The sequence below is a fragment of the Pseudomonas brassicae genome (genome assembly GCF_010671725.1).
In the GTDB taxonomy this organism is placed as follows: Bacteria; Pseudomonadota; Gammaproteobacteria; order Pseudomonadales; family Pseudomonadaceae; genus Aquipseudomonas; species Aquipseudomonas brassicae.
Genome location: NZ_JAAHBU010000017.1, coordinates 14999 through 40168, shown reverse-complemented (window position 1 = coordinate 40168; position 25170 = coordinate 14999). Strand labels below are relative to the sequence as shown.

The 25170-nt window shown below is 61.2% G+C and carries 18 protein-coding genes and 5 pseudogenes; 3 read left to right on the top strand and 20 right to left on the bottom strand.

Going from position 1 to position 25170, the window contains the following annotated elements; translation table 11 throughout:
• The 3 genes and pseudogenes from G3436_RS01895 to G3436_RS01885 form a co-directional block, all read right to left on the bottom strand.
• Positions 1-1444 (bottom strand): methyl-accepting chemotaxis protein (locus tag G3436_RS01895; RefSeq protein ID WP_163940705.1); only part of this gene is annotated, 1444 nt, incomplete at its 3' end.
• A 140-nt stretch (positions 1445-1584) separates the two neighbouring features.
• Positions 1585-2047: pseudogene (locus tag G3436_RS01890) on the bottom strand (DUF3859 domain-containing protein).
• 74 nt (positions 2048-2121) lie between these two features.
• On the bottom strand, positions 2122-3126 hold the full coding sequence (locus G3436_RS01885) for an amidohydrolase family protein (RefSeq protein WP_163940703.1): 1005 nt from the start codon (positions 3124-3126) through the stop codon (positions 2122-2124).
• Positions 3127-3240: 114 nt separating this feature from the next.
• Here G3436_RS01885 and G3436_RS01880 point away from each other — a divergent pair, with 114 nt between their 5' ends.
• A complete protein-coding gene (locus G3436_RS01880) occupies positions 3241-4101 on the top strand; it encodes a pirin family protein (protein ID WP_163940701.1) in 861 nt (286 codons plus the stop codon).
• Between the two features lie 102 nt (positions 4102-4203).
• On the opposite strand, the gene G3436_RS01875 is transcribed toward G3436_RS01880, so the two are convergent.
• The 4 genes from G3436_RS01875 to G3436_RS01860 all read right to left on the bottom strand — a co-directional run bounded on the left by G3436_RS01875 (position 4204) and on the right by G3436_RS01860 (position 7935).
• Entirely contained in the window at positions 4204-4929 is a 726-nt protein-coding gene (locus tag G3436_RS01875) for a dienelactone hydrolase family protein (protein ID WP_163940699.1), read from the bottom strand.
• Positions 4930-4985: 56 nt separating this feature from the next.
• Positions 4986-6890: a molecular chaperone HtpG gene (gene htpG / locus G3436_RS01870; RefSeq protein WP_163940697.1), complete on the bottom strand. Its 1905-nt coding sequence runs from the start codon at positions 6888-6890 to the stop codon at positions 4986-4988.
• 110 nt (positions 6891-7000) lie between these two features.
• The gene (locus G3436_RS01865) at positions 7001-7462 is read right to left on the bottom strand and encodes a PaaI family thioesterase (RefSeq protein WP_163940695.1); all 462 of its coding nucleotides are present in this window, start codon (positions 7460-7462) and stop codon (positions 7001-7003) included.
• Positions 7459-7935 (bottom strand): PaaI family thioesterase, encoded by a 477-nt coding sequence (locus G3436_RS01860; RefSeq protein ID WP_163940693.1) that lies wholly within the window; start codon positions 7933-7935, stop codon positions 7459-7461. The genes G3436_RS01865 and G3436_RS01860 overlap by 4 nt, the downstream gene beginning before the upstream one ends.
• Before the next feature lie 158 nt (positions 7936-8093).
• On the opposite strand from G3436_RS01860, the gene G3436_RS01855 reads away from it, so the two are divergent.
• The gene (locus G3436_RS01855) at positions 8094-8375 is read left to right on the top strand and encodes a hypothetical protein (protein WP_163940691.1); all 282 of its coding nucleotides are present in this window, start codon (positions 8094-8096) and stop codon (positions 8373-8375) included.
• Positions 8376-8420: 45 nt separating this feature from the next.
• On the opposite strand, the gene G3436_RS01850 is transcribed toward G3436_RS01855, so the two are convergent.
• The 12 genes and pseudogenes from G3436_RS01850 to sdhC form a co-directional block, all read right to left on the bottom strand.
• Positions 8421-8822, bottom strand: coding sequence for an MAPEG family protein (locus G3436_RS01850; protein ID WP_163940689.1), 402 nt, complete (start codon positions 8820-8822; stop codon positions 8421-8423).
• Positions 8819-9559 (bottom strand): DUF599 domain-containing protein, encoded by a 741-nt coding sequence (locus G3436_RS01845; RefSeq protein WP_163940687.1) that lies wholly within the window; start codon positions 9557-9559, stop codon positions 8819-8821. Before G3436_RS01845 ends, G3436_RS01850 begins: the two co-directional genes overlap by 4 nt.
• A gap of 186 nt (positions 9560-9745) precedes the next feature.
• A complete protein-coding gene (gene brnQ, locus G3436_RS01840; protein WP_163940685.1) occupies positions 9746-11059 on the bottom strand; it encodes a branched-chain amino acid transport system II carrier protein in 1314 nt (437 codons plus the stop codon).
• Between the two features lie 350 nt (positions 11060-11409).
• On the bottom strand, positions 11410-12294 hold the full coding sequence (gene sucD / locus G3436_RS01835; protein ID WP_003254203.1) for a succinate--CoA ligase subunit alpha: 885 nt from the start codon (positions 12292-12294) through the stop codon (positions 11410-11412).
• Positions 12294-13460, bottom strand: coding sequence for an ADP-forming succinate--CoA ligase subunit beta (gene sucC, locus G3436_RS01830; protein WP_043863134.1), 1167 nt, complete (start codon positions 13458-13460; stop codon positions 12294-12296). The genes sucD and sucC overlap by 1 nt, the downstream gene beginning before the upstream one ends.
• A 174-nt stretch (positions 13461-13634) precedes the next feature.
• Positions 13635-15070: pseudogene (lpdA, locus tag G3436_RS01825) on the bottom strand (dihydrolipoyl dehydrogenase).
• A gap of 86 nt (positions 15071-15156) precedes the next feature.
• Complete coding sequence (gene odhB / locus G3436_RS01820) at positions 15157-16371, bottom strand: 2-oxoglutarate dehydrogenase complex dihydrolipoyllysine-residue succinyltransferase (RefSeq protein ID WP_163940684.1); 1215 nt, start codon at positions 16369-16371, stop codon at positions 15157-15159.
• A gap of 42 nt (positions 16372-16413) precedes the next feature.
• Complete coding sequence (locus tag G3436_RS01815) at positions 16414-19245, bottom strand: 2-oxoglutarate dehydrogenase E1 component (RefSeq protein ID WP_163940682.1); 2832 nt, start codon at positions 19243-19245, stop codon at positions 16414-16416.
• A gap of 244 nt (positions 19246-19489) precedes the next feature.
• A pseudogene (locus G3436_RS01810) lies at positions 19490-20192 on the bottom strand (succinate dehydrogenase iron-sulfur subunit).
• An 11-nt stretch (positions 20193-20203) separates the two neighbouring features.
• A pseudogene (gene sdhA, locus G3436_RS01805) lies at positions 20204-21975 on the bottom strand (succinate dehydrogenase flavoprotein subunit).
• Between the two features lie 3 nt (positions 21976-21978).
• The gene (gene sdhD, locus G3436_RS01800; protein WP_119142975.1) at positions 21979-22347 is read right to left on the bottom strand and encodes a succinate dehydrogenase, hydrophobic membrane anchor protein; all 369 of its coding nucleotides are present in this window, start codon (positions 22345-22347) and stop codon (positions 21979-21981) included.
• A complete protein-coding gene (gene sdhC, locus G3436_RS01795) occupies positions 22341-22727 on the bottom strand; it encodes a succinate dehydrogenase, cytochrome b556 subunit (RefSeq protein WP_088515660.1) in 387 nt (128 codons plus the stop codon). The genes sdhD and sdhC overlap by 7 nt, the downstream gene beginning before the upstream one ends.
• Positions 22728-23077: 350 nt before the next feature.
• Here sdhC and gltA point away from each other — a divergent pair, with 350 nt between their 5' ends.
• The gene (gene gltA, locus G3436_RS01790; protein WP_163940680.1) at positions 23078-24367 is read left to right on the top strand and encodes a citrate synthase; all 1290 of its coding nucleotides are present in this window, start codon (positions 23078-23080) and stop codon (positions 24365-24367) included.
• Between the two features lie 198 nt (positions 24368-24565).
• On the opposite strand, the pseudogene G3436_RS01785 reads toward gltA, so the two are convergent.
• A pseudogene (locus G3436_RS01785) lies at positions 24566-25170 on the bottom strand (START domain-containing protein).

Genomic DNA, 25170 nt, shown 5'->3' with positions numbered 1-25170 from the left:
CCAGGTTGCGCTCGTTGATCAGGCTGATCGCCCGGGCAATTTCCTCCAGCGCCTCGCCCGCCAAGTGCGCCCCCTCCAGCGTGCCCTGCGCACGCTGGTTGGTCTGCTGCATGCCCTCCACGGCCCGGTCCGAGCCCTGCTGGATGCCGCCGATCATCTGCTCGATTTCCCGTGTCGATTGCTGGGTACGGTGCGCCAGTGCACGCACCTCGTCGGCCACCACCGCGAACCCGCGCCCGGCATCCCCCGCACGCGCCGCCTCGATGGCCGCGTTCAGCGCCAGCAGGTTGGTCTGCTCGGCAATCGCACCGATCACATCCAGCACCTTGGTGATCCCGTGCACCTGCTGCGCCAACTGCCCGACTTCTTCGGCATTGGCCGTCACCCCACTGGCCAGCGCCTCGATCGAAGCCACGGTCAGGCGCACCTGCTCGCGCCCCTGACGGGCGATGCGGTCGGACTCGCGCGAGGCCTCGGACGTGGCCACCGCGTTGCTTGCCACCTCCTCCACCGCCGCCGTCATCTGGTTGACTGCAGTGGCTGCCTGCTCGATTTCCTGGGTCTGCTGGTGCAGCCCGCGGGTCGCGTCTTCGGTTACCGCACTGAGCTCCTCCGACGCCGAGGCCAACTGGCTGGAAGAGTCCGAAATGCGTCCGATGGTATCGCGCAGGCTCTGCTGCATCTGCTTCAAGGCCGCCTGCAGGCGCGCCGGCTCGTCACTGCCCTGCACACTGATCTGCGGCGTGAGGTCGCCGGTGGCAACCACCTCGGCCACCTGCAGCGACTGCGCCAGCGGGCGCACGATACTGCGGGTCAGCGTCAGCGCCAGCACCACGGTCAACACCAGCGCTGCACCCAACAACACCAGCACCCACACCCGTGCACGGCTGTACACCGCCTCGGCAAGGTCAGTCGCGGCATTGGCATGCTGGTTGTTGAGGGCGATGAGTTCGTTGAGCGCGGCGGTCAACTGGTCGGCCAGCTGGTTCATCTCGCCATTGACCAAGGTAGTCGCGGCGTCTACCCGCCCCTGCAGCGCCAACTGCGTGACCTGCGCCTGGTAGCCCAGGTACTGTTGCTCCAGCGTGAGGTAGCGGTCGAACAGCGCCTGTTCCTCCGGCAGCGCAATCAGGGCCTGATAGGCCTGTTGCGCCTTGCCCAGGCCAGTCTTGATCTCGTCGATGCGCGCGCTGTTCTGCTGCTGCGCGACGGCATCGCTGTTGAGCAGCAGGCGCAGGGTCAGCGCGCGTACGCGGAACATGTCCTGGCTGATCTGCCCGACCGAGATCACGCTGGGCAACCAGTTGCTGTCGACCTGTTCGGACTGCTGGCGCATGCTGGTCATCTGCATCAGCGAGAACGCCCCCAGCGCAAACACCAGCAGCGCCACCAGGCCAAATCCCAAACCGGCCCGTGGCGCAATGTTCAAACGTCTCAGAGTCATCTTCCGGTTCCTTCCAAAAGCGCTGCATCGGTCATGCAGCTGACGTGCTTAATAGAAGGTATCGGCCCTTGAGATTTTTGCGTAAGACGAAAAGGTGATATCAAACCGCCCGATGATTGCGAGGCCTCGGCAGCCCGCGCCTATTGCACGCTGAAGCGTTGCTCGGCGAGCAATCGGTCCCCCTGAAACACCATGAAGTGCCACTGCCCCTTGACCACCTCGTGGTTTTCGGTGAATTCGTAGGCCATCACATCCTGTGCCGCGCCGGGCACCAGCTTCTGCACCACTTCGAACTTGTCATGGCGCTTGCCGTCGCGTGACCACGCCCGGGGTCAGGTACAGCAGCGTCAGCGGCACATCCTCAGCCACCTTGCCTTCCAGACGGTAGCGCAGGCCGAACTTGCTGCCGAGCCGGGCCGGCACCTGATCGGTGGAGGTGATGCTCTGATTGGTCTGTGCCAGCACCCGCTCGCCCGGCTTGAAGTCCTGGTGACGGGTTTCGAACACCCCGTACTCTACCGGCCCCTGCACGCGCACCTCGGCAGCGGCCACCGCGCTCACCAGCATCAGCGCGACCACGGCGCCCAAACGACTCTTTGACATACCGCTCTCTCTCTGGGTTGATGGCGGCAGGCTAGGGAGCTTGCATGACAGGTTGATGACATCAACCTGACTGATCAGCGTGGCTTGGGCAGTATCGCGAGAAAATTGTCCCGCGCCACCCTCTGCGCCACCTCGGCGGGCAACGCATCCAGGAACGGGTCGAAGCCATGCAACTGCTCGCCCAGGCTGTTGAAGCGCCCGACCACGTCGGAGCCGAGCATGAAGCGCTCTGGGAAGCGCTCCACCAGCGCCACCCACTCGGCCCTTGGCACCCCCTGGTCATCCAGCAGATAGGGCTGCAGCACACTCCAGGACAAGTCGATATACAGGTTCGGGTAGGCCTCGAGCATCCGCGTCAGGGTCGGCAGCAGGAAGTCCAGTTGCGCCTGGTGCCGGTGAATCTCCATGCTGGTGCCCGCATGCGCCCAGATGAAGCGGGTATGCGGGTGATTGCGCAGCGGCGTTTCGATTTCCGCCAGGTACAACGGGTTGCGTTCGCGCTTGGAGGTGATGTTGGAGTGGACCAGCACCGGCATGTCGTGTTCGGCCGCCAGATGATAGATGAGCGTCAGCGCCTCGTTGTTGGCCCGCGGCGTGTCACCGCTGGTCAGCGCCGTAAGATCGTCGTGGCGGGTGAACACCTCGCCGATGCCCTGCCACACACCGGGATACAGTTCGAGCATGCGCTCGACATGGGCGGCGGCGTTCTTGTCCACCGGATTGAACCCGGTGAGAAACGGATGAAAGCGACGTCGCTGCGGCTCCGGCAGTTTCTGCAAGGCTGCCGCCACGTAGATATCGGTGGCGCTGTACCAGTAGGCATCGGCATCATCACCGGCGTAATAGCGTGGCCGCTTGGGTTCGTCCTCATGCCATTTCTTGGCCACCGACACCCCGGAGATCATTGATTGATCAATGCGCGCGGCGTCCATCGCCTTGAGCAGCTCATCCATGCCGGCGCTTTCCTGAAAGAAGTCGACGTAATGCAGGTGCGCATCGCTGTAGCGATACTCGCGCGCCTGGGCGCTGCCCAGCACCATCATCGACACCACCAGCCATCCCAGCCCCCGGACTACCATTGCATTCCCCTTATGTGCATCAGACAGGGTAGACCCGCCCGCTCGCGTAACGGTTCAGCACCGCCCGCAGGCAGGTTATGCTTCCAGATATTTCCATCTGGCCTGGAGCCTGTGATGAACCCTCCCCTGGTGATCCGCCCACGCGCCGAGTCTGTCGAAGGCCAGCCCATCCTGCGCCCGCTGCCGTCAGCCAAGTGCCGCAGCGTCGGCCCGTTCGTATTCTTCGACCACATGCTTGCAACCGAGTATGCAGCCGGGCATGGCATGGATATCCGCCAGCACCCGCATATCGGCCTGTCCACCCTCACCTACCTGTTTGATGGCGAACTGCAGCACAAAGACAGCCTGGGCTCGGACCAACGCGTAAAACCGGGCGAAGTGAGCTGGATGACCGCGGGCAGCGCCGTGGCGCATGTGGAGCGCACCCCGGCCGACCTGCTGGCCCAGCCCAAGCGCCTGCATGGCCTGCAGGTGTGGCTGGCGTCGCCCAGGGCGCATGAACAGGGGCCGGGGCATTACAGCCACCACCCGGCTGCCAGCCTGCCCAACAGCGACGCCATGGGGGTGAGCATCCGCATGATTGCCGGCAGCGGGTTCTGCCTCACCTCACCGGTACCGGTGCTGTCGCCGACCCTGTATGCCGAAGTGCGCATGCAGGCGGCGACGACCCTGCTGATCCCGGACGAGCATGCCGAGCGGGCCGTTTACGTGATTGATGGCGAGGCCAGCCTGAATGACGAGGTGCTGGAGCCGTGCAGCCTGGTGGTCCTGCCGCACGGCGAGGCGATGAGCCTGTACGCCGACAGCGAGTGCCATCTGGTGGTGATTGGTGGTGCGGCGCTGGATGGGCCGCGGCGGATGAACTGGAATTTCGTCGCCAGTGACCCGGCGCTGATCGAGCAGGCGCGGGCACGCTGGGCGGCCGGGGATTGGCCGGTGGTGCCGGGTGAGATCGGACGGATCGAGTTGCCCTGAGCGTGCTGCGACCGCTACGCGGTCGTTCGCTGGCAAGCCAGCTCCCACAAGGATGGCGCCGTCTCTGAGAGCGCCACCGTACCTGCAGGAGCCGGCCGTGCCTCAGGCCTGGAACACTTCCTGAAGCAGGTTGTGCATCGCCTGGTACGCCCGCTTGGACGTCCTGGCGTCGTACTTCATCTTGCCTGGTACGTTCGCCGCCAGGTCGGTGAACGAATGCACCGCGCCACCATAGCTGATCAATTGCCAATCGACCTTGGCCGCATTCATCTCGGCCTCGAACGCCGGCAGCTGCTCGCGCGGCACCAGCGGATCATCCGCGCCATGCAACACCAGCACCGACCCCTTGATCTTGCCGGCATCCGCCACGTTCGGCGTGTCCAGCGTGCCATGGAAGGACACCACCGCATCCAGCGGCGCACCATGGCGGGCCAGTTCCAGCGCACAACAGCCGCCAAAGCAGAAGCCGAACGCGGCCAGCTTGCCAGGGGTCAGCACCGCACGGGACTGCCCCAGCAGTTGATCCAGTGCCGCCTGCATGCGCTTGCGCAGCTCGGCGCGGTCATTTTTCAGCGGCATCATCGCCGCCCCGGCCTCATCGGCGTTTTGCGGACGCACCGACTGCCCGTACAGGTCGGCAATCAGTACGACATAGCCCTGTGCCGCAACTGCCTTGGCGATACGCTCGGCCCCTTCACCGATGCCCATCCAGTTCGGCGCCATCACCAGGCCCGGCTGCTCCTTGGCACCGTGGGTGTACACCAGGCGGCTTTCAAACGGCTTGCCCGCGATGTGATACACCAGCGACTCGATTGTGACGTTGCTCATGAACCCCTCCTTGCACAATGAAAAAAGCCCGCCGAAGCGGGCTTTCCTGCAACTGCTTAAGCCGACAGCTCGACCAGCAGCTTGTTCAGCCGGCGCACATACGCCGCCGGATCCTTGAGGCTGTCGCCCGCCGCCAGCGCCGCCTGGTCGAAGAGGATGTGCGAGAAGTCGGCGAAACGGTCTTCGCTCTGCTCGTTGTCCAGCTTCTCGATCAGCGGGTGGCCAGGGTTGAATTCGAAGATCGGCTTGGAGTCCGGCACCTTCTGGCCGCTGGCCTCGAGGATCTGGCGCATCTGCAGGCCCATGTCCTGCTCACCGATGGCCAGGATCGCCGGCGAATCGGTCAGACGGTGCGACACGCGCACTTCGCTGACGGTATCGCCCAGTGCAGCCTTGAGGCGCTCTACCAGGCCTTCCTTGTCCTTGGCCACTTCTTCCTGGGCCTTCTTGTCCTCGTCGGAGTCCAGCTTGCCCAGGTCCAGGTCGCCGCGGGCAACGTCGACGAAGCCTTTGCCGTCGAAATCGCTCAGGTAGCTCATCAGCCACTCGTCGATACGGTCGGTCAGCAGCAGCACTTCGATGCCTTTCTTGCGGAAGACCTCCAGGTGCGGGCTGTTCTTGACCTGTGCGTAGGATTCGCCGGTGAGGAAGTAGATCTTGTCCTGACCGTCCTTGGCGCGCGCCAGGTAGTCGGCCAGAGACACGCTCTGCTCGCCGCTGTCGTCGCTGGTGGAGGCAAAGCGCAGCAGGCCGGCGATCTTCTCCTTGTTGGCGAAGTCTTCGGCCGGGCCTTCCTTGAGCACCTGGCCGAAGTTCTTCCAGAAACCCTTGTACTGCTCAGGCTCGTTCTTGGCCAGCTTCTCGAGCATGTCCAGCACGCGCTTGGTGAGTGCCGACTTCATCGAGTCGATGATCGGGTCTTTCTGCAGGATCTCCCGCGAGACGTTCAGCGACAGATCGTTGGAGTCGACTACGCCCTTGATGAAGCGCAGGTACAGCGGCAGGAACGACTCGGCCTGGTCCATCACAAATACGCGCTGTACGTACAGCTTGAGGCCACGCGGTGCTTCGCGCTGGTACAGGTCGAACGGGGCACGCCCCGGCACGAACAGCAGCGAGCTGTACTCCAGCTTGCCTTCGACCTTGTTGTGGCTCCAGGCCAGCGGGTTCTCGAAATCGTGACCGATGTGCTTGTAGAACTCCTGGTACTCCTCGTCCTTGATCTCGGTACGCGGACGGGTCCACAGTGCGCTGGCGCGGTTGACGGTTTCCCACTCCTGCGCCGGCGGCTCTTCGCCCTCGACCGCTTCGGCTTCCTTGGGCAGCTCGATCGGCAAGGCGATATGGTCGGAGTACTTCTTGATGATGTTGCGCAGGCGCCAGCCATCGGCAAACTCGTCTTCACCCTTTTTCAGGTGCAGCACGATGCGCGTACCGCGCTCGGCTTTCTCGACGGTGGCCACTTCGAATTCGCCTTCGCCCTGGGACGACCAGTGCACGCCTTCAGCAGCCGGCGTACCGGCACGACGGCTGTATACATCGACCTTGTCGGCAACGATGAACGCCGAGTAGAAGCCCACGCCGAACTGACCGATCAGGTGCGAGTCCTTCTTCTGGTCGCCGGACAGGTTCTTCATGAAGTCGGCGGTGCCGGACTTGGCGATGGTACCCAGGTGGGTGATCACGTCATCGCGGTTCATGCCGATGCCATTGTCTTCGAGGGTGACGGTGTTGGCCGCCTTGTCGAAGCTCACACGGATCTTGAGGTCGGCGCCGCCTTCAAGCAGCTCCGGCTTGGCCAGGGCCTCGAAGCGCAGCTTGTCCACGGCGTCGGAGGCATTGGAAATCAGTTCGCGAAGGAAAATTTCCTTGTTCGAATACAGCGAATGGATCATGAGGTGCAGCAGCTGCTTCACCTCGGTCTGGAAGCCCAGGGTTTCTTTTTGAGTTTCCACACTCATGGTCTTCAACACTCCGATCTGATGGCAGTAGTCACTCGGGCCGACGGCACCACACGGGGCAGCGTCCGGCCTTTTGTGGCGGGATGAACAGCAGATGGGGGCGGGCCGACCTATTTCAAGGGCCCAGACAGTTCTTTGATTTTGAAATGTGCCCGCGCCGTGGCGATCGGCTCTGCCGGGGCGGCCTGCCAGGCAGTGATCGCGACGTTGGTCACGCGTCGCCCCTGGCGCCATAGCTGGCAGCGCGCATAGGTATCGCGGTACAACCCCGCACGCAGGTAGTCGATAGAGAAATCGATGATTTTCGGGATCGTCGCGCTCTCGCTGAAGATCAACAGGTACAGCGCCGCCGACAACTCCATGAAGCCTGCGATGACCCCGCCGTGAATCGCCGGCAACAACGGGTTGCCGATGTTTTCGGGGCTGGCCGGCAAGCGAAACAGCAGGTCGTCGCCGTCGCGGCTGCACTCGATGCCGATCAGCCCTGCATAGGGAATCAGTTGCAGCAGCGGTGCATAGTTGCCCTGGACATGGGCCTGGCGCAGTTGCGCATGGACCTCGGCCGGAATCATTGCAGCGGCCCATCAAGGCGCTTGGCAAATGCCAGGCCACCCTTGATAGCCTTGCCCAGGCGCATGTAGGTGCCGACGACCTGGGCGATCGGCTGGCCAGGGTCGAGCTGATAGGCGCTGCCGCGGATGAAGATCACGTCACGCGTCACGCGGTAGCATTGCGCATGACCGTACACGGGCTGATCCGCCAGCCCCGGGTGCATATAGTCGATGCGCAGGTCCAGCGTCGGGCAGACCTCGAAGGCGGGCAGCACGCACAGCGTGGCCATGCCCAGCGCAGTGTCCATCAGGGTCGTGATCGCGCCGCCATGGATCGCACCGCTCGCGGGGTTGCCCACGATCTGCGCCGAATACGGCAGGCACAGGGTTACGCCATCGGCATCGGCGTGCTCCACGCGCATCTGCAAAACCTGGCAATGGCGCAATGCCGAGAGGAAGCGCTCGGCCTGGGCCATCAAGGGCGACTGTTGCATGACGACCTCTGCTTGCATAGCCCTCCAGACACTGCATAAGCCTGAAGGAAAGTCTATATGGAACCGATACTTATATATGTGAAACCGCTGTGGAACTTATACCGCTTACTTGAACTCAGATAGTTCAAGTAACCCTATTCCACAAGGAGAAACACCCCATGCGTAAACCCTTTGCTTTTGCCGTGATGCTTGCCGCCGCCCTGGGCCTCGCTGCCTGCGATAAAGCCAGCGAAGACAAAGCCCAAGACGCCCAGAAACATGCTGAGCAGGCCCAGGAGAAGATGGACGATGCTCAGGATAAGATGAATGACGCTGCGAAAGAAAACGCCGAAGCCGCCAAAGACAGTGCTGAAGCCGAACAAAAGCGCGCAGAGGAAGCCAAACAGGCTGCCCCTGTGACCCCAGCGCCAGAAGCGACCCCGGCAGAACCAGCCAAGTAAGTAACAGCGCCAATAAAAAACCCGACTTCGGTCGGGTTTTTTATGTCAGGCCAACAGTTGCCGAAAGGTCGGGCTCAACATCAACAACAATGAACTGATCAGCCCAACCGACCAGACCAGGCTGCGCTGCCAGGCCAGGTCATACCAGTACAACGGCAGATAGATAATGCGTGCCAACACAAAAATGATCGCCAGGGTATCGATCAGAAACCCCTGGGTTTGCGTGGTATGGGCCATCAGTACACCTACGGCAAACAACAGGAAGGCTTCGAAACTGTTCTGGTGCGCGGCCACTGCACGCGCGCCCAGCCCGGTCAGTTGGGCCTGCTGGCTGCGTGGCAGGTGGTTGTCATACCCGCCCTGCGCTTTCATGGCGCGTGCCACCGGCACCCGCGCCACGAAAATCAGCAGTGCACTGATAAATACACACCAGAAAGGGATGCTCATCCAACCGGTTCCTTGTTCGGCTCAGGCAATGGTGCCTCTGTAGGGGTATAGACCATCACGTCGAGCACGTCGGAATGAAATTCGCGGCGGTACAGCACCAGCACCACGCCGGTACTCATCAGAATCAACAACCATGGGCTGATGAACCAGCTGAGCAGTGCCATGCCGAAATAGTAGGAACGCAAGCCGAAGTTGAACTGGTTGGCCGCCAGCGAGATCACCCGCGCACCCCGCAGGGCAAAGGCCTTGCGCTCCTGCTCGCTGACCTGGCGTTCACCGATCATCGGTGCCGAACCCACCAGCACCGCCGCGAAGTTGTATTGGCGCATGCACCAGCTGAAGGTGAAAAAGGCATACACGAAGACCATCGCCAGGCACAGCAACTTGATCTCCGACATGCCTTGCGACGCCTGCTGCACCAGGGGCAGGTCGGCCAGCAACGACAGCGCGCGGTCCGAAGCCCCCAGTACCGTGAGGATACCGGCCAGGATGATCAGCGTACTGGAGGCGAAGAACGACGCATTGCGCTCCAGGTTGCCGATCACGCTGGCGTCGGCGATGCGGTTGTCGCGCAGCAGCATGCGGCGCATCCAGTCTTCACGGTACAGGTGCATGACACTGGCCAGGCACGCGGTGTCCCGGGCTTTCCAGGTGGCATAGCGGGTGTAGCCGCCCCAACAGGCGACGAACCAGCAGGCAGCGAACAGATTGACCAGGTTGTTCAGAATGAAGCTCATGGCGCTCCCGAGGAAAAGGCACAGGATCGTGCATCGACCGCCTTTCGACGCCGCCAGCGGAAAAAAGACACGTACACGCCACCCCCAACGAAAAAGCCCCGCATCCAGTCAGGATGCAGGGCTTAGTTCAGGAACTGCCGGGGCGGGCGATCATGGCTTGTGGCCCACGCCGAACCAGGCAGCGCCTCAGGCGATGGCTTCGCGTGGCTTGCCGAGCAGGCGATCGAGGACCACCGCAACGCCCAGCATTGCCACCGACGGCACCAGCCAGGCCAGGCCCTGCTCGCTCAGCGGCAGGTGCGCCAGCGACTCGGGCAACCAGCCGGCGAGGTTGGCGCCCTTGAGCGCATCGATCACACCGAACAGCAGCGACACGGCCATCACCGGCGCCAGAATGCGGCTTTGCGAATGCCACAGGCCGGCGCAGAAGCTCAGCGCCACCAGCACGATGCACGGCGGGTAGATGGCCGTCAGCACCGGGATGGAGAACGCGATCAGCTTGGTCAGGCCCAGGTTCGACACCAGCAGCGAGAAGCCCGCGAGCAACACCACCAGCGTGCGGTACGACAGCGGCAGCACCTGGCTGAAATACTCGGCACAGGCACAGGTCAGGCCCACCGCAGTCACCAGGCAGGCCAGCGCGATCAGTACAGCCAGGAAGCCACTGCCCAACGAACCGAAGGTGTGCTGCACATACGCATGCAGCACCGCCGCGCCATTGGTGGCACCGGAGGCGATCTCATGGCTGCCCGCGCCCAGGCGGAACAGGCTGATGTACACCAGCGCCAGGCCGACACCGGCAATCAGGCCGGCGATGATCGCGTAGCGGGTGATCAGTTGCGGCGAGTCGACGCCACGCGAGCGAATTGCGTTGACGATAACGATACCGAACACCAGCGCGCCCAGCGTATCCATGGTGAGGTAACCATTGATGAAGCCCTGCGAGAACGGTGCGGCCACGTACTCGGGCTGCGCATCGCCCATGGTGCCGGCGGGCAGCATGAATGCAGCGATGCCCAGCGCGGCGAGCGCGATGATTTTCAGCGGTGCGAGGAAACGGCCGACGGTGTCGAGCAGCTTGCCGGGGTACATGGACACCGCCAGTACCACGGTGAAGTACACCAGGCTGTAGATGAACAGCGCGGTTGGGCTCTCGCCAGTCAGCGGTGCCACACCGACTTCGAACGATACCGTAGCGGTACGCGGGGTCGCGAACAGCGGGCCTACGGCGAGGTACGCGGCAGCGGCCAGCAGGCCACCGGCGACTTTACCGATTGGGCTGCTCAGCGCATCCATGCCGCCACCGACCTTGGCCAGTGCGACCACAGTGATTACCGGCAGGCCGACCGCAGTTACCAGAAAGCCCAGCGCAGCCATCCACACGTGCGGACCGGACTGCAGGCCGACGATGGGCGGGAAAATGATGTTGCCTGCGCCCACGAATAACGCGAACGTCATAAAACCAAGCGCCAGGATGTCCTGGCCTTTCAAGACTTTCATTAAGGAAATACCACACTGCTGAAATCGGGATTTAGAGAGGGATTTCCCCTTGGATGAGGGAAATGCTGCCTGCCCGGATGGAGCAGACCCGTTTAGCGTGTCGCTCCCTTTTGGGGTGCGGGCACAAAATGAGTGCACAGGTTAACGAATTTGATGGCAAAACGCACTGCCAGAGGGGTGCTTGTCCGATGAGCGAATAAGCATGTCGCCTGGATGACCGACTTTTACATGAAAACCGCGTTGCCTTCTTCGCTGGCAAGCCAGCTCCCACAGGGAGTGCGTTGACGCCTATAACGACAAAGGCCACCCGAAGGTGGCCTTTGCCTGAAGCGTGGAAGGTCAGCCGAAGCTTACTTCTTGGCTTCCCAACCGGTCAGCTCGGCCAGGGCCTTGCCGATGTCGGCCAGCGAACGCACGGTTTTCACGCCGGCGTCTTGCAGGGCAGCGAACTTCTCGTCTGCAGTACCCTTGCCGCCAGAGATGATGGCGCCAGCATGGCCCATGCGCTTGCCCGCAGGGGCAGTCACACCAGCAATGTAGGAAACCACTGGCTTGGTCACGTGTGCCTTGATGTAGGCAGCCGCTTCTTCTTCAGCCGAACCGCCGATCTCGCCGATCATCACGATCGCCTCGGTCTTCGGGTCTTCCTGGAACAGCTTCAGGATGTCGATGAAGTTCGAACCCGGAATCGGGTCACCGCCGATGCCGACGCAAGTCGACTGACCGAAACCGGCGTCAGTGGTCTGCTTCACAGCTTCGTAGGTCAGGGTGCCGGAACGCGAAACGATACCGACCTTGCCTGGCAAGTGAATGTGACCTGGCATGATGCCGATCTTGCACTCGCCCGGGGTGATGACGCCTGGGCAGTTAGGGCCGATCAGGGTAACACCCAGCTCGTCGCACTTGACCTTGGCGTCCAGCATGTCCAGGGTAGGAATACCTTCGGTGATGCACACGATCAGCTTGATGCCGCCGAAGGCCGCTTCCAGGATCGAGTCCTTGCAGAAAGGCGCTGGAACGTAGATGACCGACGCGTCAGCGCCAGTCGCTTCTACCGCTTCTTTCACGGTGTTGAACACTGGCAGGCCCAGGTGAGTGGTGCCGCCTTTGCCTGGGGTCACGCCGCCAACCATCTTGGTGCCGTAGGCGATGGCTTGCTCGGAGTGGAAAGTGCCCTGCGAGCCGGTGAAGCCCTGGCAGATGACTTTGGTGTCTTTATTGATCAGGACGCTCATTACTTGCCCTCCGCAGCTTTAACAACTTGTTGAGCAGCGTCGGTCAGGCTGGTGGCCGCAATGATGTTCAAACCGCTTTCTGCCAGTACTTTGGCGCCCAGTTCAGCGTTGTTGCCTTCCAGACGAACAACAACCGGTACTTTCACGCCAACTTCTTTCACTGCACCGATGATGCCTTCGGCAATCATGTCGCAACGAACGATGCCGCCGAAGATGTTGACCAGTACGGCCGCGACATTGCTGTCGGACAGGATGATCTTGAACGCTTCGGTTACGCGCTCTTTGGTTGCACCACCACCTACGTCGAGGAAGTTGGCTGGCTTGCCGCCATGCAGGTTGACGATGTCCATGGTACCCATGGCCAGGCCTGCACCGTTGACCATGCAACCGATGTTGCCTTCCAGGGCCACGTAGTTCAGCTCGAAGCTGGCAGCGTGGGCTTCACGAGGATCGTCCTGCGACGGGTCGTGGAAGGTCTTCAGCTTGGGCTGACGGTACATGGCGTTGGCGTCGATGTTGATCTTGGCATCGAGGCAGTGCAGATCGCCATCGGCCTTGATCACCAGCGGGTTCACTTCCAGCAGGGCCAGGTCGTGCTCTTTGAACAGCTTGGCCAGACCGACGAAGATCTTGGCGAACTGAGCAACCTGCTTGCCTTCCAGACCCAGCTGGAATGCCAGCTCGCGACCCTGGAATGGCTGAGCGCCAACCAGTGGATCGATAGTGGCCTTGATGATTTTTTCTGGCGTGTCGTGAGCGACTTTCTCGATGTCCACGCCACCTTCGGTGGAAGCCATGAACACGATGCGACGGCTCGAACGGTCAACGACAGCGCCCAGGTACAGCTCTTTAGCGATATCAGTGCACGATTCAACCAGGATCTTGGTGACTGGCTGACCATTGGCATCGGTCTGGTAGGTAACCAGACGCTTGCCCAACCACTGGGCAGCGAACGCCTTGGCGTCTTCTTTGCTGCGAACCAGCTTGACGCCGCCCGCTTTACCGCGACCACCGGCGTGAACCTGGGCTTTTACAACCCACTCGGTGCCACCGATCTTGTCGCAGGCTTCTGCTGCAGCTTCAGGGGTGTCGACTGCGAAACCCTTGGAAACTGGCAGGCCGTATTCAGCGAACAGCTGCTTACCCTGATACTCGTGAAGATTCATGCTTTTTACCGTCTTCGTTAGGTACTGCGCTTCGCGCTGCGCTCCTGTGGAGTGCCGCGCCACCTGTGACCGCTTGCCCCCGGTATGCTCCGGGAGTTCGAGTCCGGCGGACTTTCCGCGGTGAGTCATGCACGCAGGACTCACGACGGGCCGTCCGCCGTGGTTTCTTATTGTTTAACGCTTCTTGCGGTTGGCTACGTGGATGGCACCGCCATTCACTGCCAGCGCGGCTTCGTGCAGCGCTTCAGACAGGGTCGGATGGGAGAAGACCATCATGCCCAGGTCTTCGGCGCTGGAGCCGAATTCCATTGCGATTGCACCCTGCTGCACCAGTTCGGCGGCGCTTGGGCCAATCACGTGTACACCCAGAATGCGGTCGGTCTTGGCATCGGCGATGACCTTGACGAAACCACCGGTGTCGTTGGCAGCCATCGCACGGCCGCTGGCCGCGAACGGGAAGGTGCCCACGTTAACCTCAACGCCCTCAGCCTTCAAGACTTGCTCGGTTTTACCGACCCATGCCATTTCCGGGTGGGTGTAGATAACCGAAGGGATCAGGTCGTAGTTCATCTGGGCCTTGTGGCCTTGATGCGTTCGACAACCATGATGCCCTCTTCCGAGGCCTTGTGCGCCAGCATCATGCCACGCACCACGTCACCGATGGCGTACACGCCCGGTACGCTGGTAGCGCAGTAGTCGTCAACGAACACAAAACCGCGCTCGTCGATGGTCACGCCGCTGTCGGCAGCCAGCAGATCAGTGGTCACTGGACGACGACCGACCGCAACGATCAGCTTGTCGAAGGTGATTTTCTGTTCGCCGTTGGCGTCGGTGTAGGTCACTTCGACTTCGTCGCCATTGACCTTGGAACCGGTCACGCGCGCGCCCAGCTTGATGTCCAGACCTTGCTTGGTCAGGGTTTTCAGGCCTTCTTTGGCAACCGCGGTGTCTGCAGCCATCAGGAAGGTGTCCAGGGCTTCCAGGACAGTCACCTGGGCACCCAGGCGCGACCAGACCGAACCCAGCTCCAGGCCGATGACGCCGGCGCCGATCACGCCCAGACGCTTAGGCACGGTCTGGAATTCCAGGGCGCCGGTGGAGTCGACGATGACGTTCTGGTCGACCGGAGCCGGCGGAATGTCGATCGGACGCGAACCCGAGGCCAGGATCACGTTCTCGGCTTCGATGATTTCGGTGGTGCCGTCAGCCTTGGTCACTTCGACTTTCTTGCCGGCCAGCAGTTTGCCGTGGCCCTGGATCGAGGTAACGCCGTTGGCCTTGAACAGGGTAGCAACACCGCCGGTCAGGTTCTTCACGATGCCAGCCTTGCGGCCAACCATCGCAGCCACGTCCATCTTCACTTCGCCCGTGGAGATGCCGTGCAGGTTGAAGCTCTCTTTGGCTTCCTTGTACTTCCAGGAGCTGTCCAGCAGCGCCTTGGACGGAATGCAACCCACGTTCAGGCAGGTACCGCCGAGGGCCAGCTTGCCTTCGCCGTCAACGTACTTCTCGATACAGGCAGTGCTCAGGCCGAGTTGTGCGGCCTTGATGGCAGCCACGTAGCCGCCAGGACCTGCACCAATCACTACCACGTCGAATTTCTGGGTCATAAAAGATTCCTTTTAGCTTCAAGCCACAAGCTGCAGGTTGCAGGCAACCGGCACACGCCGGCCACCTGCAGCCTGCAGCTGTCTATTTAGATGTCCAGCAGCAGACGAGCCGGGTCTTCCAGCAGGTTCTTGATGGTCACCAGGAACGTCACGGCTTCTTTACCATCGATCAGGCGGTGATCGTAGGACAGTGCCAGGTACATCATCGGACGGATCACGACCTGGCCGTTGATGGCCATCGGACGCTGGATGATGTTGTGCATGCCCAGGATCGCAGCTTGCGGCGGGTTGACGATCGGGGTCGACATCATCGAACCGAAAGTACCACCGTTGGTGATGGTGAACGTACCACCGGTCATTTCGTCGATCGACAGTTTGCCGTCACGGGCTTTCTTGCCGAAGGTGGCGATGCCGCCTTCGATTTCAGCCAGGCTCATCTGCTCGGCGTTACGCAGAACCGGTACCACCAGGCCACGGTCGCTGGACACGGCAACACCGATGTCGGCGTAGCCGTGGTACACGATGTCGCTGCCGTCGATCGATGCGTTGACCGCCGGGAAGCGTTTCAGCGCTTCGGTGGCGGCCTTGACGAAGAACGACATGAAGCCCAGGCGTACGCCGTTGTGGGACTTCTCGAACAGGTCCTTGTACTTCGAACGCAGGGCCATGACTTCGGTCATGTCGACTTCGTTGAAGGTGGTCAGCATGGCCATGTTCGACTGTGCTTCGACCAGGCGCTTGGCCACGGTAGCGCGCACGCGGGTCATCGGCACGCGCTTCTCGGTGCGGTCGCCAGTGGCCACAACCGGGGCAGCTGCGGCGGCAGCGGCCGGCTTGGCAGCAGCAGCCGGTGCGGCCTTCTTGTTGGCGACGGCGGCAACGACGTCTTCCTTGGTGATGCGACCGCCTTTACCGGTGCCCGCAACGCTGGACAGGTCGATGGCGTTTTCTTCGGCCAGTTTGCGTGCGGCAGGCGCAGCAATCGGGTCGTCTTCACCGGCATCGGCAGCGGCAGCGGCCTGCGCAGGTGCAGCAGCGGCGGCTGGAGCCGCAGCGGCAGCAGCGCCTTCGTTGATCGAACCCAGCACTTCGTCAGACAGGACGGTCTCGCCTTCGCCCTTGACGATGTCGCCCAGCACGCCGTCGGCGGTGGCCAGCACTTCCAGGACGACCTTGTCGGTCTCGATGTCGACGATCAGCTCGTCACGCTTGACGGCTTCGCCCGGTTTCTTGTGCCAGGTGGCAACGGTGCCATCGGCAACCGATTCCGGGAAAGTAGGGGCTTTGATCTCGATAGCCATTATCAGTGGTTCCTTAAATTCGGTTTCAAGTGCGCGATGGCATTAAACGGTGAAGGCATCTTGCAGCAGTTTTTCCTGCTGCTCGGCGTGCATCGAAGCGTAACCACAGGCAGGTGCTGCCGAGGCGTCACGACCGGCGTACTCAAGGACCAGGTCCTTGTTGTGACGGCTCAGGATGCGACGCATGTGGTGTTGGCTGCTGTACCACGCGCCCTGGTTCATCGGCTCTTCCTGGCACCACACAACGTTTTGCAGGTTGGTGTAAGGCGCGAGGATTTCGACCAGGTCGTCTTCCGGGAACGGATACAGTTGCTCGATACGCACGAGGGCGATGTCTTCACGGCCTTCGGTACGGCGTTTTTCCAGCAGATCGTAGTAGACCTTGCCGCTGCACAGCACCAGGCGCGTCACCTTGGCCGGATCGAGGCTGTCGATTTCCGGAATGACGGTCTGGAACGAGCCTTCGGCCAGTTCTTCCAGGGTCGAGATGGCCAGCTTGTGGCGCAACAGCGACTTGGGCGTGAGTACGATCAGCGGCTTGCGCAGCGGACGAATGACCTGACGACGCAGCAGGTGGTAGATCTGCGCCGGGGTGGTCGGTACGCAAACCTGAACGTTGTGCTCGGCACACAGTTGCAGGTAACGCTCCAGACGCGCCGAGGAGTGCTCAGGCCCCTGCCCTTCATAACCGTGTGGCAACAGCATGGTCAGACCGCACAGACGGCCCCACTTGTGCTCGCCGCTGGTGATGAACTGGTCGACAACCACCTGGGCACCGTTGGCGAAGTCGCCGAACTGGGCTTCCCAGATCACCAGCGCGTTGGGCTGGGTGGTCGAGTAGCCGTATTCGAAGGCCAGCACCGCTTCTTCGGACAGGAACGAATCGTACAAGTCGAAACGTGGCTGGCCCTTGTAGAGGTTCTGCAACGGGATGTAGGTGCTGGCGTCCTTCTGGTTGTGCAACACCGCATGGCGGTGCGAGAAGGTGCCACGGCCGATGTCCTGGCCGGTCATGCGGATCGGGTGACCTTCGAAGGCCAGGGTGGCGTACGCCATGGTTTCGGCGTAACCCCAGTTGATCGGCAAGCCACCGGCCTGCATCTTCTGGCGATCTTCGTAGATCTTCGAGACCTGACGCTGAACCACGAAGCCTTCTGGCAACTCCAGCAGCTTGGCCGACAGCTCTTGCAGGGTCTTGAGGTCGAAGCGGGTGTCGTGACGCGCAGTCCAGGCGTGGCCCAGATACGGACGCCAGTCGACGAACAGCTCCTTGTTCGGCTCTTTGACCAGGCTTTTTACTACATGCAGGCCGTTGTCCAGCGCGTTGCGGTACTCGTCGATCTTGGCCTGGACACGCTCGGCATCAAGACGGCCAGCCTGGATCAGGCTGTCGGCGTACAGCTCGCGGGTGGTGCGCTGCTTGGTGATCTGCTGGTACATCAGCGGCTGGGTGCCGTTCGGCTCGTCAGCCTCGTTGTGGCCACGACGACGGTAGCAGACCAGGTCGATGACCACGTCACGCTTGAACTGCATGCGGTAGTCGACCGCCAGCTGGGTCACGAACAGCACCGCTTCCGGGTCATCACCGTTGACGTGCAGGATTGGCGCCTGAATCATCTTGGCGACATCGGTGCAGTACTCGGTGGAACGCGAGTCCAGCGGGTTGCTGATGGTGAAACCTACCTGGTTGTTGATCACGATGTGCACGGTACCGCCGGTCTTGAAACCGCGGGTCTGCGACATCTGGAAGGTTTCCATGACCACGCCCTGGCCGGCGAATGCAGCATCACCGTGCAGCGAGATCGGCAGAACCTTGTCACCCACGCTGTCGTTGCGGCGGTCCTGACGGGCGCGTACCGAACCCTCGACCACCGGCGAAACGATTTCCAGGTGAGACGGGTTGAACGCCATGGCCAGGTGAACTTCACCGCCGGCGGTCATCACGTTGGACGAGAAGCCCTGGTGGTATTTGACGTCACCGGAACCCAGCTCGACCTTCTTCTTGCCTTCGAACTCGTCGAACAGCTCGCGCGGGTTCTTGCCGAAGGTGTTGACCAGCACGTTCAGACGGCCACGGTGGGCCATGCCGATCACGACTTCCTTGGTGCCATAGGAACCGGAGCGCTGGATCAGCTCGTCGAGCATCGGAATCAGGCTTTCGCCGCCTTCCAGACCGAAACGCTTGGTGCCCGGGTATTTGGTACCCAGGTATTTCTCCAGACCTTCGGCCGCAGTGATGCGTTCGAGCAGGTGGCTCTGGATGTCGGCGGAGAATGCTGGACGCCCACGCACGCTCTCCAGACGCTGCTGGAACCAGCTGCGCTGCTCGGAGTCAACGATGTGAGTGAACTCGGCGCCAATGGTGCGGCAATATGTCTGCTGCAACGCGTCGAAGATTTCGCGTAGGCTCGCTTCCTCTTTGCCGATGAACAGGTCGCCGGCACGGAAGGTCGTATCAAGATCGGCATTGGTCAAGCCGTAATGATTGATCGACAGGTCTACTGGCGCAGGGCGCTGCCACAACCCCAGGGGGTCGAGCTTCGCGGCTTGGTGGCCGCGCATACGGTAGGCCTGGATCAGTCGCAGCACTTCAACCTGCTTCTTCTCGTGCTCACTGCTCACGCTACCGGCGGAAACCGGTTGGGCGCGGCGCTGGTTCTTTGCCAGCAATACGAAATGGTCGCGGATCGTCGAGTGCGATACATCGGTGGCAGTGCTGCCTTCGGCGGGCAACTTCTGAAAGTAAGTGCGCCACTCTTCTGGCACAGCGTTAGGGTCGTGCAGGTAGAGCTCATAGAGCTCTTCCACATAGGCAGCGTTACCACCGGAAAGGTGGGCGCTGTTCCACATGCGCTGCATCACGCTTTCTTGCATGCTTGGTCACCCTCGGTTAGGGGCCTCGATCGGCAAGAACCACAGCAAGCTGAGTTGAGTCCGTGTGCAGCGACTGAACCAAGCCACCGAGAGTTCCGCAGATTTACCGGGTACCAGCCCGGACGCCCCTGCTGGTCTCATATCTTCATAGGTAAAAGTGTCGGCTTTTGGCCGTCACTCAAGTTGCACTCGGTACGGGCAAGTGCCCGCACCTCGGTGTACTACGGGTACAACACTTTTTGAATCAGGTGCCGCTTTGCAGCAGCATGTTACGTACGTGGCCGATTGCCTTGGTCGGGTTCAGACCTTTGGGGCAAACGTTGACGCAGTTCATGATCCCGCGGCAGCGGAATACGCTGAACGGGTCATCCAGGGACGCAGGCGCTCCTGGGTCTTGGTGTCACGGCTATCGGCCAGGAACGATAAGCTTGAAGCAGCGCGGCCGGGCCCAGGAACTTGTCCGGGTTCCACCAGAACGAAGGGCAGGACGTCGAGCAGCAAGCGCACAGGATGCACTCGTACAGACCGTCCAGCTTCTCACGCTCTTCAGGCGACTGCAGACGCTCGATGGCCGGAGCCGGCGTGTCGTTCTGCAGGAATGGCTTCACCTTCTCGTACTGCTTGTAGAAGATGCTCATATCGACGACCAGGTCACGGATCACCGGCAGGCCCGGCAACGGACGCACGACCAGCTTGTTCTTCTTCACCACCGCCGACAGCGGGGTGATGCAGGCCAGGCCGTTCTTGCCATTGATGTTCATGCCATCGGAACCGCACACGCCTTCGCGGCACGAACGACGATAGGAGAACCCTTCGTCCTGTTCCTTGATCAGTGCCAGCACATCCAGAACCATCAGGTCCTTGCCGCCGGTATCAACGTCGAACACCTGAGTCTTAGGCGCCGAGTCGGTATCGGGGTTGTAACGATAAACTTCGACTTTCAACATAGTGGCCACCCTTAGTAAGTCCGGACTTTAGGCTCGAACGTCGGTACGGTTTTCGGCGCGAAGTTGACTGCACGCTTGGTAACCCGCTTCTCACCCGGGAAGTACAGGGTGTGGCACAGCCAGTTTTCGTCGTCACGGTCTTCGAAGTCTTCACGGGCGTGAGCACCGCGGGACTCTTTGCGCACTTCTGCAGCGATTGCAGTGGCTTCAGCGACTTCCAGCAGGTTCTGCAGCTCCAGCGCTTCGATACGCGCGGTGTTGAAGGCCTGGGACTTGTCGTTGATCTTGACGTTGGCGATACGCTCGCGCAGGCCAGCCAGCTGTTCGATACCCTTCTGCATGTATTCGCCGGTACGGAACACACCGAAGTAGTTCTGCATGCAGCTTTGCAGCTCGCGACGCAGGGTAGCGACGTCTTCGCCGTCGGTACGCTCGTTGAGTTTGTTCAGACGGTTCAGCGCGACTTCGACGTCGGTGTCGCTGGCGTCGCGGTATTCGATACCGTCGCTCAGGGCTTTTTCCAGGTGCAGGCCGCCGCGCGGCCGAATACCACCAGGTCGAGCAGCGAGTTGCCGCCCAGGCGGTTGGCGCCGTGAACCGATACGCACGCCACTTCACCGACCGCGAACAGCCCTTCGATGATGGTGTCGACGCCGTCGGCGTTCTGGGTGATGGCCTGGCCATGAATGTTGGTGGCAACGCCACCCATCATGTAGTGGCAGGTTGGCACGACTGGCACTGGCGCAATGACCGGGTCGACGTGAGCGAAGGTCTTGGACAGTTCACAGATACCTGGCAGGCGGCTGTGCAGTACTTCTTCGCCCAGGTGGTCGAGCTTGAGCATCACGTGGTCGCCATTCGGGCCACAGCCGTTGCCGGCAATGATCTCTTTGACCATCGAGCGGGCCACAACGTCGCGACCAGCGAGGTCTTTGGCGTTTGGCGCGTAGCGCTCCATGAAACGCTCGCCGTGCTTGTTGATCAGGTAGCCGCCTTCACCACGGCAACCTTCGGTAACCAGTACACCTGCGCCGGCGATGCCGGTCGGGTGGAACTGCCACATTTCGATGTCCTGCACCGGCACGCCGGCACGCAGGGCCATGCCAATGCCGTCGCCGGTATTGATCAGGGCATTGGTGGTGGAGGCATATATACGCCCTGCACCGCCGGTGGCCAGTACGGTGGCCTTGGCACGGATGTAGACGGTTTCGCCGGTTTCGATGCAGATCGCGATCACACCGACGAACGCGCCGTCCTGGTTCTTGACCAGGTCGACCGCGTACCACTCGTTGAGGAAGGTGGTGCCGGCTTTCAGGTTGCCCTGGTACAGGGTGTGCAGCAGCGCGTGACCGGTACGGTCGGAAGCGGCGCAGGTACGCGCAGCCTGGCCACCTTTACCGTAATCCTTGGACTGGCCACCGAACGGACGCTGGTAGATACGGCCGGTTTCGGTACGCGAGAACGGCAGCCCCATGTGGTCCAGTTCGAAGACCGCAGCCGGGCCTTCCTGACACATGTATTCGATAGCGTCCTGGTCACCGATGTAGTCGGAGCCCTTGACGGTATCGTACATGTGCCAGCGCCAGTCATCGTTCGGGTCGGCCGAAGCGATGGCGCAGGTGATGCCACCCTGGGCCGATACAGTGTGCGAACGGGTCGGGAACACCTTGGTGATCACAGCGGTCTTGTGGCCGCCTTGAGCCAGCTGCAGCGCTGCGCGCATGCCGGCACCGCCACCACCAATGATGATGGCGTCGAAGGAAATCGTTGGAATGTTAGCCATGAATCAGATACCCCAGAGAATCTGCACACCCCAGACGAAGTAAGCGAACATCGCGACGCCGCATACCGCCTGGAACAGGAAACGAACTGCAGTCGCCGACTTGCCCAGCGCCATTGGCGTCAGGTAGTCGGTGGCAATGGTCCACATGCCGACCCAGGCGTGAGCGCCGAGGGCAACGAGGGCCAGCAGACTGAAGATGCGCATCGCGTTGTGGGAGAACAGAGCGTGCCACTGGACATAATCGATGCCAGGGTGCGCCACCAGGTAGCCGATCAGGAAGATGAAGTAAGCCGCGAGAACGACCGCAGATACGCGCTGCGCCATCCAGTCATAGAGGCCCGAACGCGACAGGTTCGTGACATTAGTTACCATATCCAAACTCCCGCCAGAACGATCACCACCACGGAAATGGCGATAACGATTTTCGAGCCCAGTTTGCCGCCTTCCAGCGTCTCACCGATGCCCATGTCCATAATCAGATGGCGCACACCGGCAACCAGGTGATACAGCAAGGCGGACAGAAGGCCCCACGCCACGAATTTGGCCAGCGGACTGGTCAGGCATGCCTTCACCTCGGCGAAACCTTCCTCGGAGCTCAGGGATTGGCTCAATGCGTACAGCATGATGCCCAGGCCCAGAAAGAGGATGATGCCGGAAACACGGTGAAGAAATGACGTAACGCCGGTAATGGGGAGTTTGATGGTCCTTAGGTCTAGGTTTACAGGTCGTTGGCTTTTCACGGCTTTTTTCACACTGAAGAGCCCCTAGCAAGCAGGGCAAAGTTGTTGGTAAGTGTACTGGTCAGGTACCCACCACCCAGGGAGTGACGACCCCAGAAAAGCGGGCTTGCGAGCCCCTGGCGGTCGGGTGCCGAGTATAGACAGTTAGGCTACTAATGACAACGTGAAGGCCTAGCCCAAATAGCGCATTGCCTTTAGCCAACAAAAGGCGTAAACGAGCGGCAATTTCGAGGAAAAACAGCGCCTAAAGGCCTTTACAACCGTGCTTTAGGCAAATTGACATTCAAATTTATCTCACTATAGTGGTGCGGGCCCTGCGTGGGGGGTCTGTCTGATGATTTCAAGCATTAATAGGAGGCCACATGGCTGACAAAAAAGCGCAGTTGGTCATCGAGGGCGCAGCCCCCGTCGAGCTGCCCATTTTAACCGGCACCGTTGGTCCCGATGTTATCGACGTTAGAGGGTTGGGGGCCACGGGCCACTTCACTTTCGACCCTGGTTTCATGGCGACCGCCTCGTGCGAGTCCAAGATCACCTACATTGACGGCGACAAGGGCATCCTGCTGCACCGCGGGTACCCGATCGAACAGCTCGCCGAGCAATCCGATTACCTCGAGACCTGCTACCTGCTGCTCAACGGCGAACTGCCGAATGCCGAGCAGAAGGCTCAGTTCGTCAGCACCGTGAAAAATCACACCATGGTGCACGAGCAGTTGAAGTCGTTCTTCAACGGGTTCCGTCGCGACGCCCACCCGATGGCCGTCATGTGCGGCGTGGTTGGCGCGCTGTCGGCGTTCTATCACGACTCGCTGGACATCAATAACCCGCAGCACCGCGAAATCTCGGCCGTGCGCCTGGTTGCCAAGATGCCGACCCTGGCAGCGATGGTCTACAAGTACTCCATGGGCCAGCCCATGATGTACCCGCGCAACGACCTGACGTATGCAGAGAACTTCCTGCACATGATGTTCAACACCCCGTGCGAGATCAAACCGATCAGCCCGGTACTGGCCAAGGCAATGGACCGGATCTTCATCCTCCACGCCGACCACGAACAGAATGCGTCGACCTCTACCGTGCGCCTGGCCGGTTCCTCGGGTGCCAACCCGTTCGCCTGTATCGCTGCGGGCATCGCTGCACTGTGGGGCCCTGCCCACGGCGGCGCCAACGAAGCCGTGCTGACCATGCTCGACGAAATTGGCGATGTATCCAACATCGACACCTTCATCGCCAAGGCCAAGGACAAGAACGACCCGTTCAAGCTGATGGGCTTCGGTCACCGTGTCTACAAAAACCGTGATCCACGCGCCACCGTGATGAAGCAGACCTGCGATGAAGTCCTGCGCGAGCTGGGCATCACCAACGATCCGCAACTGGAACTGGCCATGCGCCTGGAAGAGATCGCGCTGACCGATCCGTACTTCATCGAGCGCTCGCTGTACCCGAACGTCGACTTCTACTCGGGGATCATCCTCAAGGCGATCGGCATTCCAACCAGCATGTTCACCGTGATCTTCGCCCTGGCGCGGACTGTCGGCTGGATCTCGCACTGGAAGGAGATGCTCTCCAGCCCGTACAAGATTGGCCGCCCGCGCCAGCTGTACACCGGGTACGAGTCGCGCAACATCGTCAAACTGGACGATCGCAAATAAGCGTTGCCCGCCGAATAAAAAAAGGCTGCCCTCGGGCAGCCTTTTTTGTGCCGCCGCCTTCGCTGGCAAGCCAGCCCCCACAGGTACTTCACTGAAATCAAGGACAGCGCAGTACCTGTGGGAGCTGGCTAGCCAGCGAAGAGGCCATGAAAACCAATACAAATGGCTGGCAACATACTCACAAGAGAACTGTACCGATCAAGGCTTCTCCGCACGCGCTTCAACGCCTTCAGCGTATTGAAGGGGGCATCCACCACGAATTTGTTGGCCACCATCGCCGGCACACTGCCGCCAGGCTCGGTGTGCACCTGGTAGGTCACCTCGGTGCTGTCACCCTTGGGCACCAGCTTCCAAAACCCGTCCACCGCCGCGACACGCACATAGCCTTTCTCTTCAGGCAGATAAGCGGGCACACCTTCCAAGGTGCGCATCAGGCTGCCATCAGCCCCTTGAACAGTGGTCACATGGATGATCGAATCACGCGGGGTCACCGGCCACGGGGTATTGAACTGGGTGTAGGTCCAGCTCTGATCACCTTCGTGCTTGAGCAGCTTCTGGCTTTTGCATTCGTGGATCCACGCACAGGCGCCTGCCACATCCTCCTGCAGCGCCCTGATCCTGGCCAGTGGCGCCTTGATGACCGTCACACCCTGGTAGGCCTTGTAGTCAGACCCGCTCACCTCGCTCAGCGACACCTTGATGCCCTGCTCCTCCTTGGCCACCTTCCAGTCTTCAGCCTGCGCTGCCGACACGAACACTGCACTCAGGCCACAGATCACTGCTACGCGCTTAAACGATCCCAT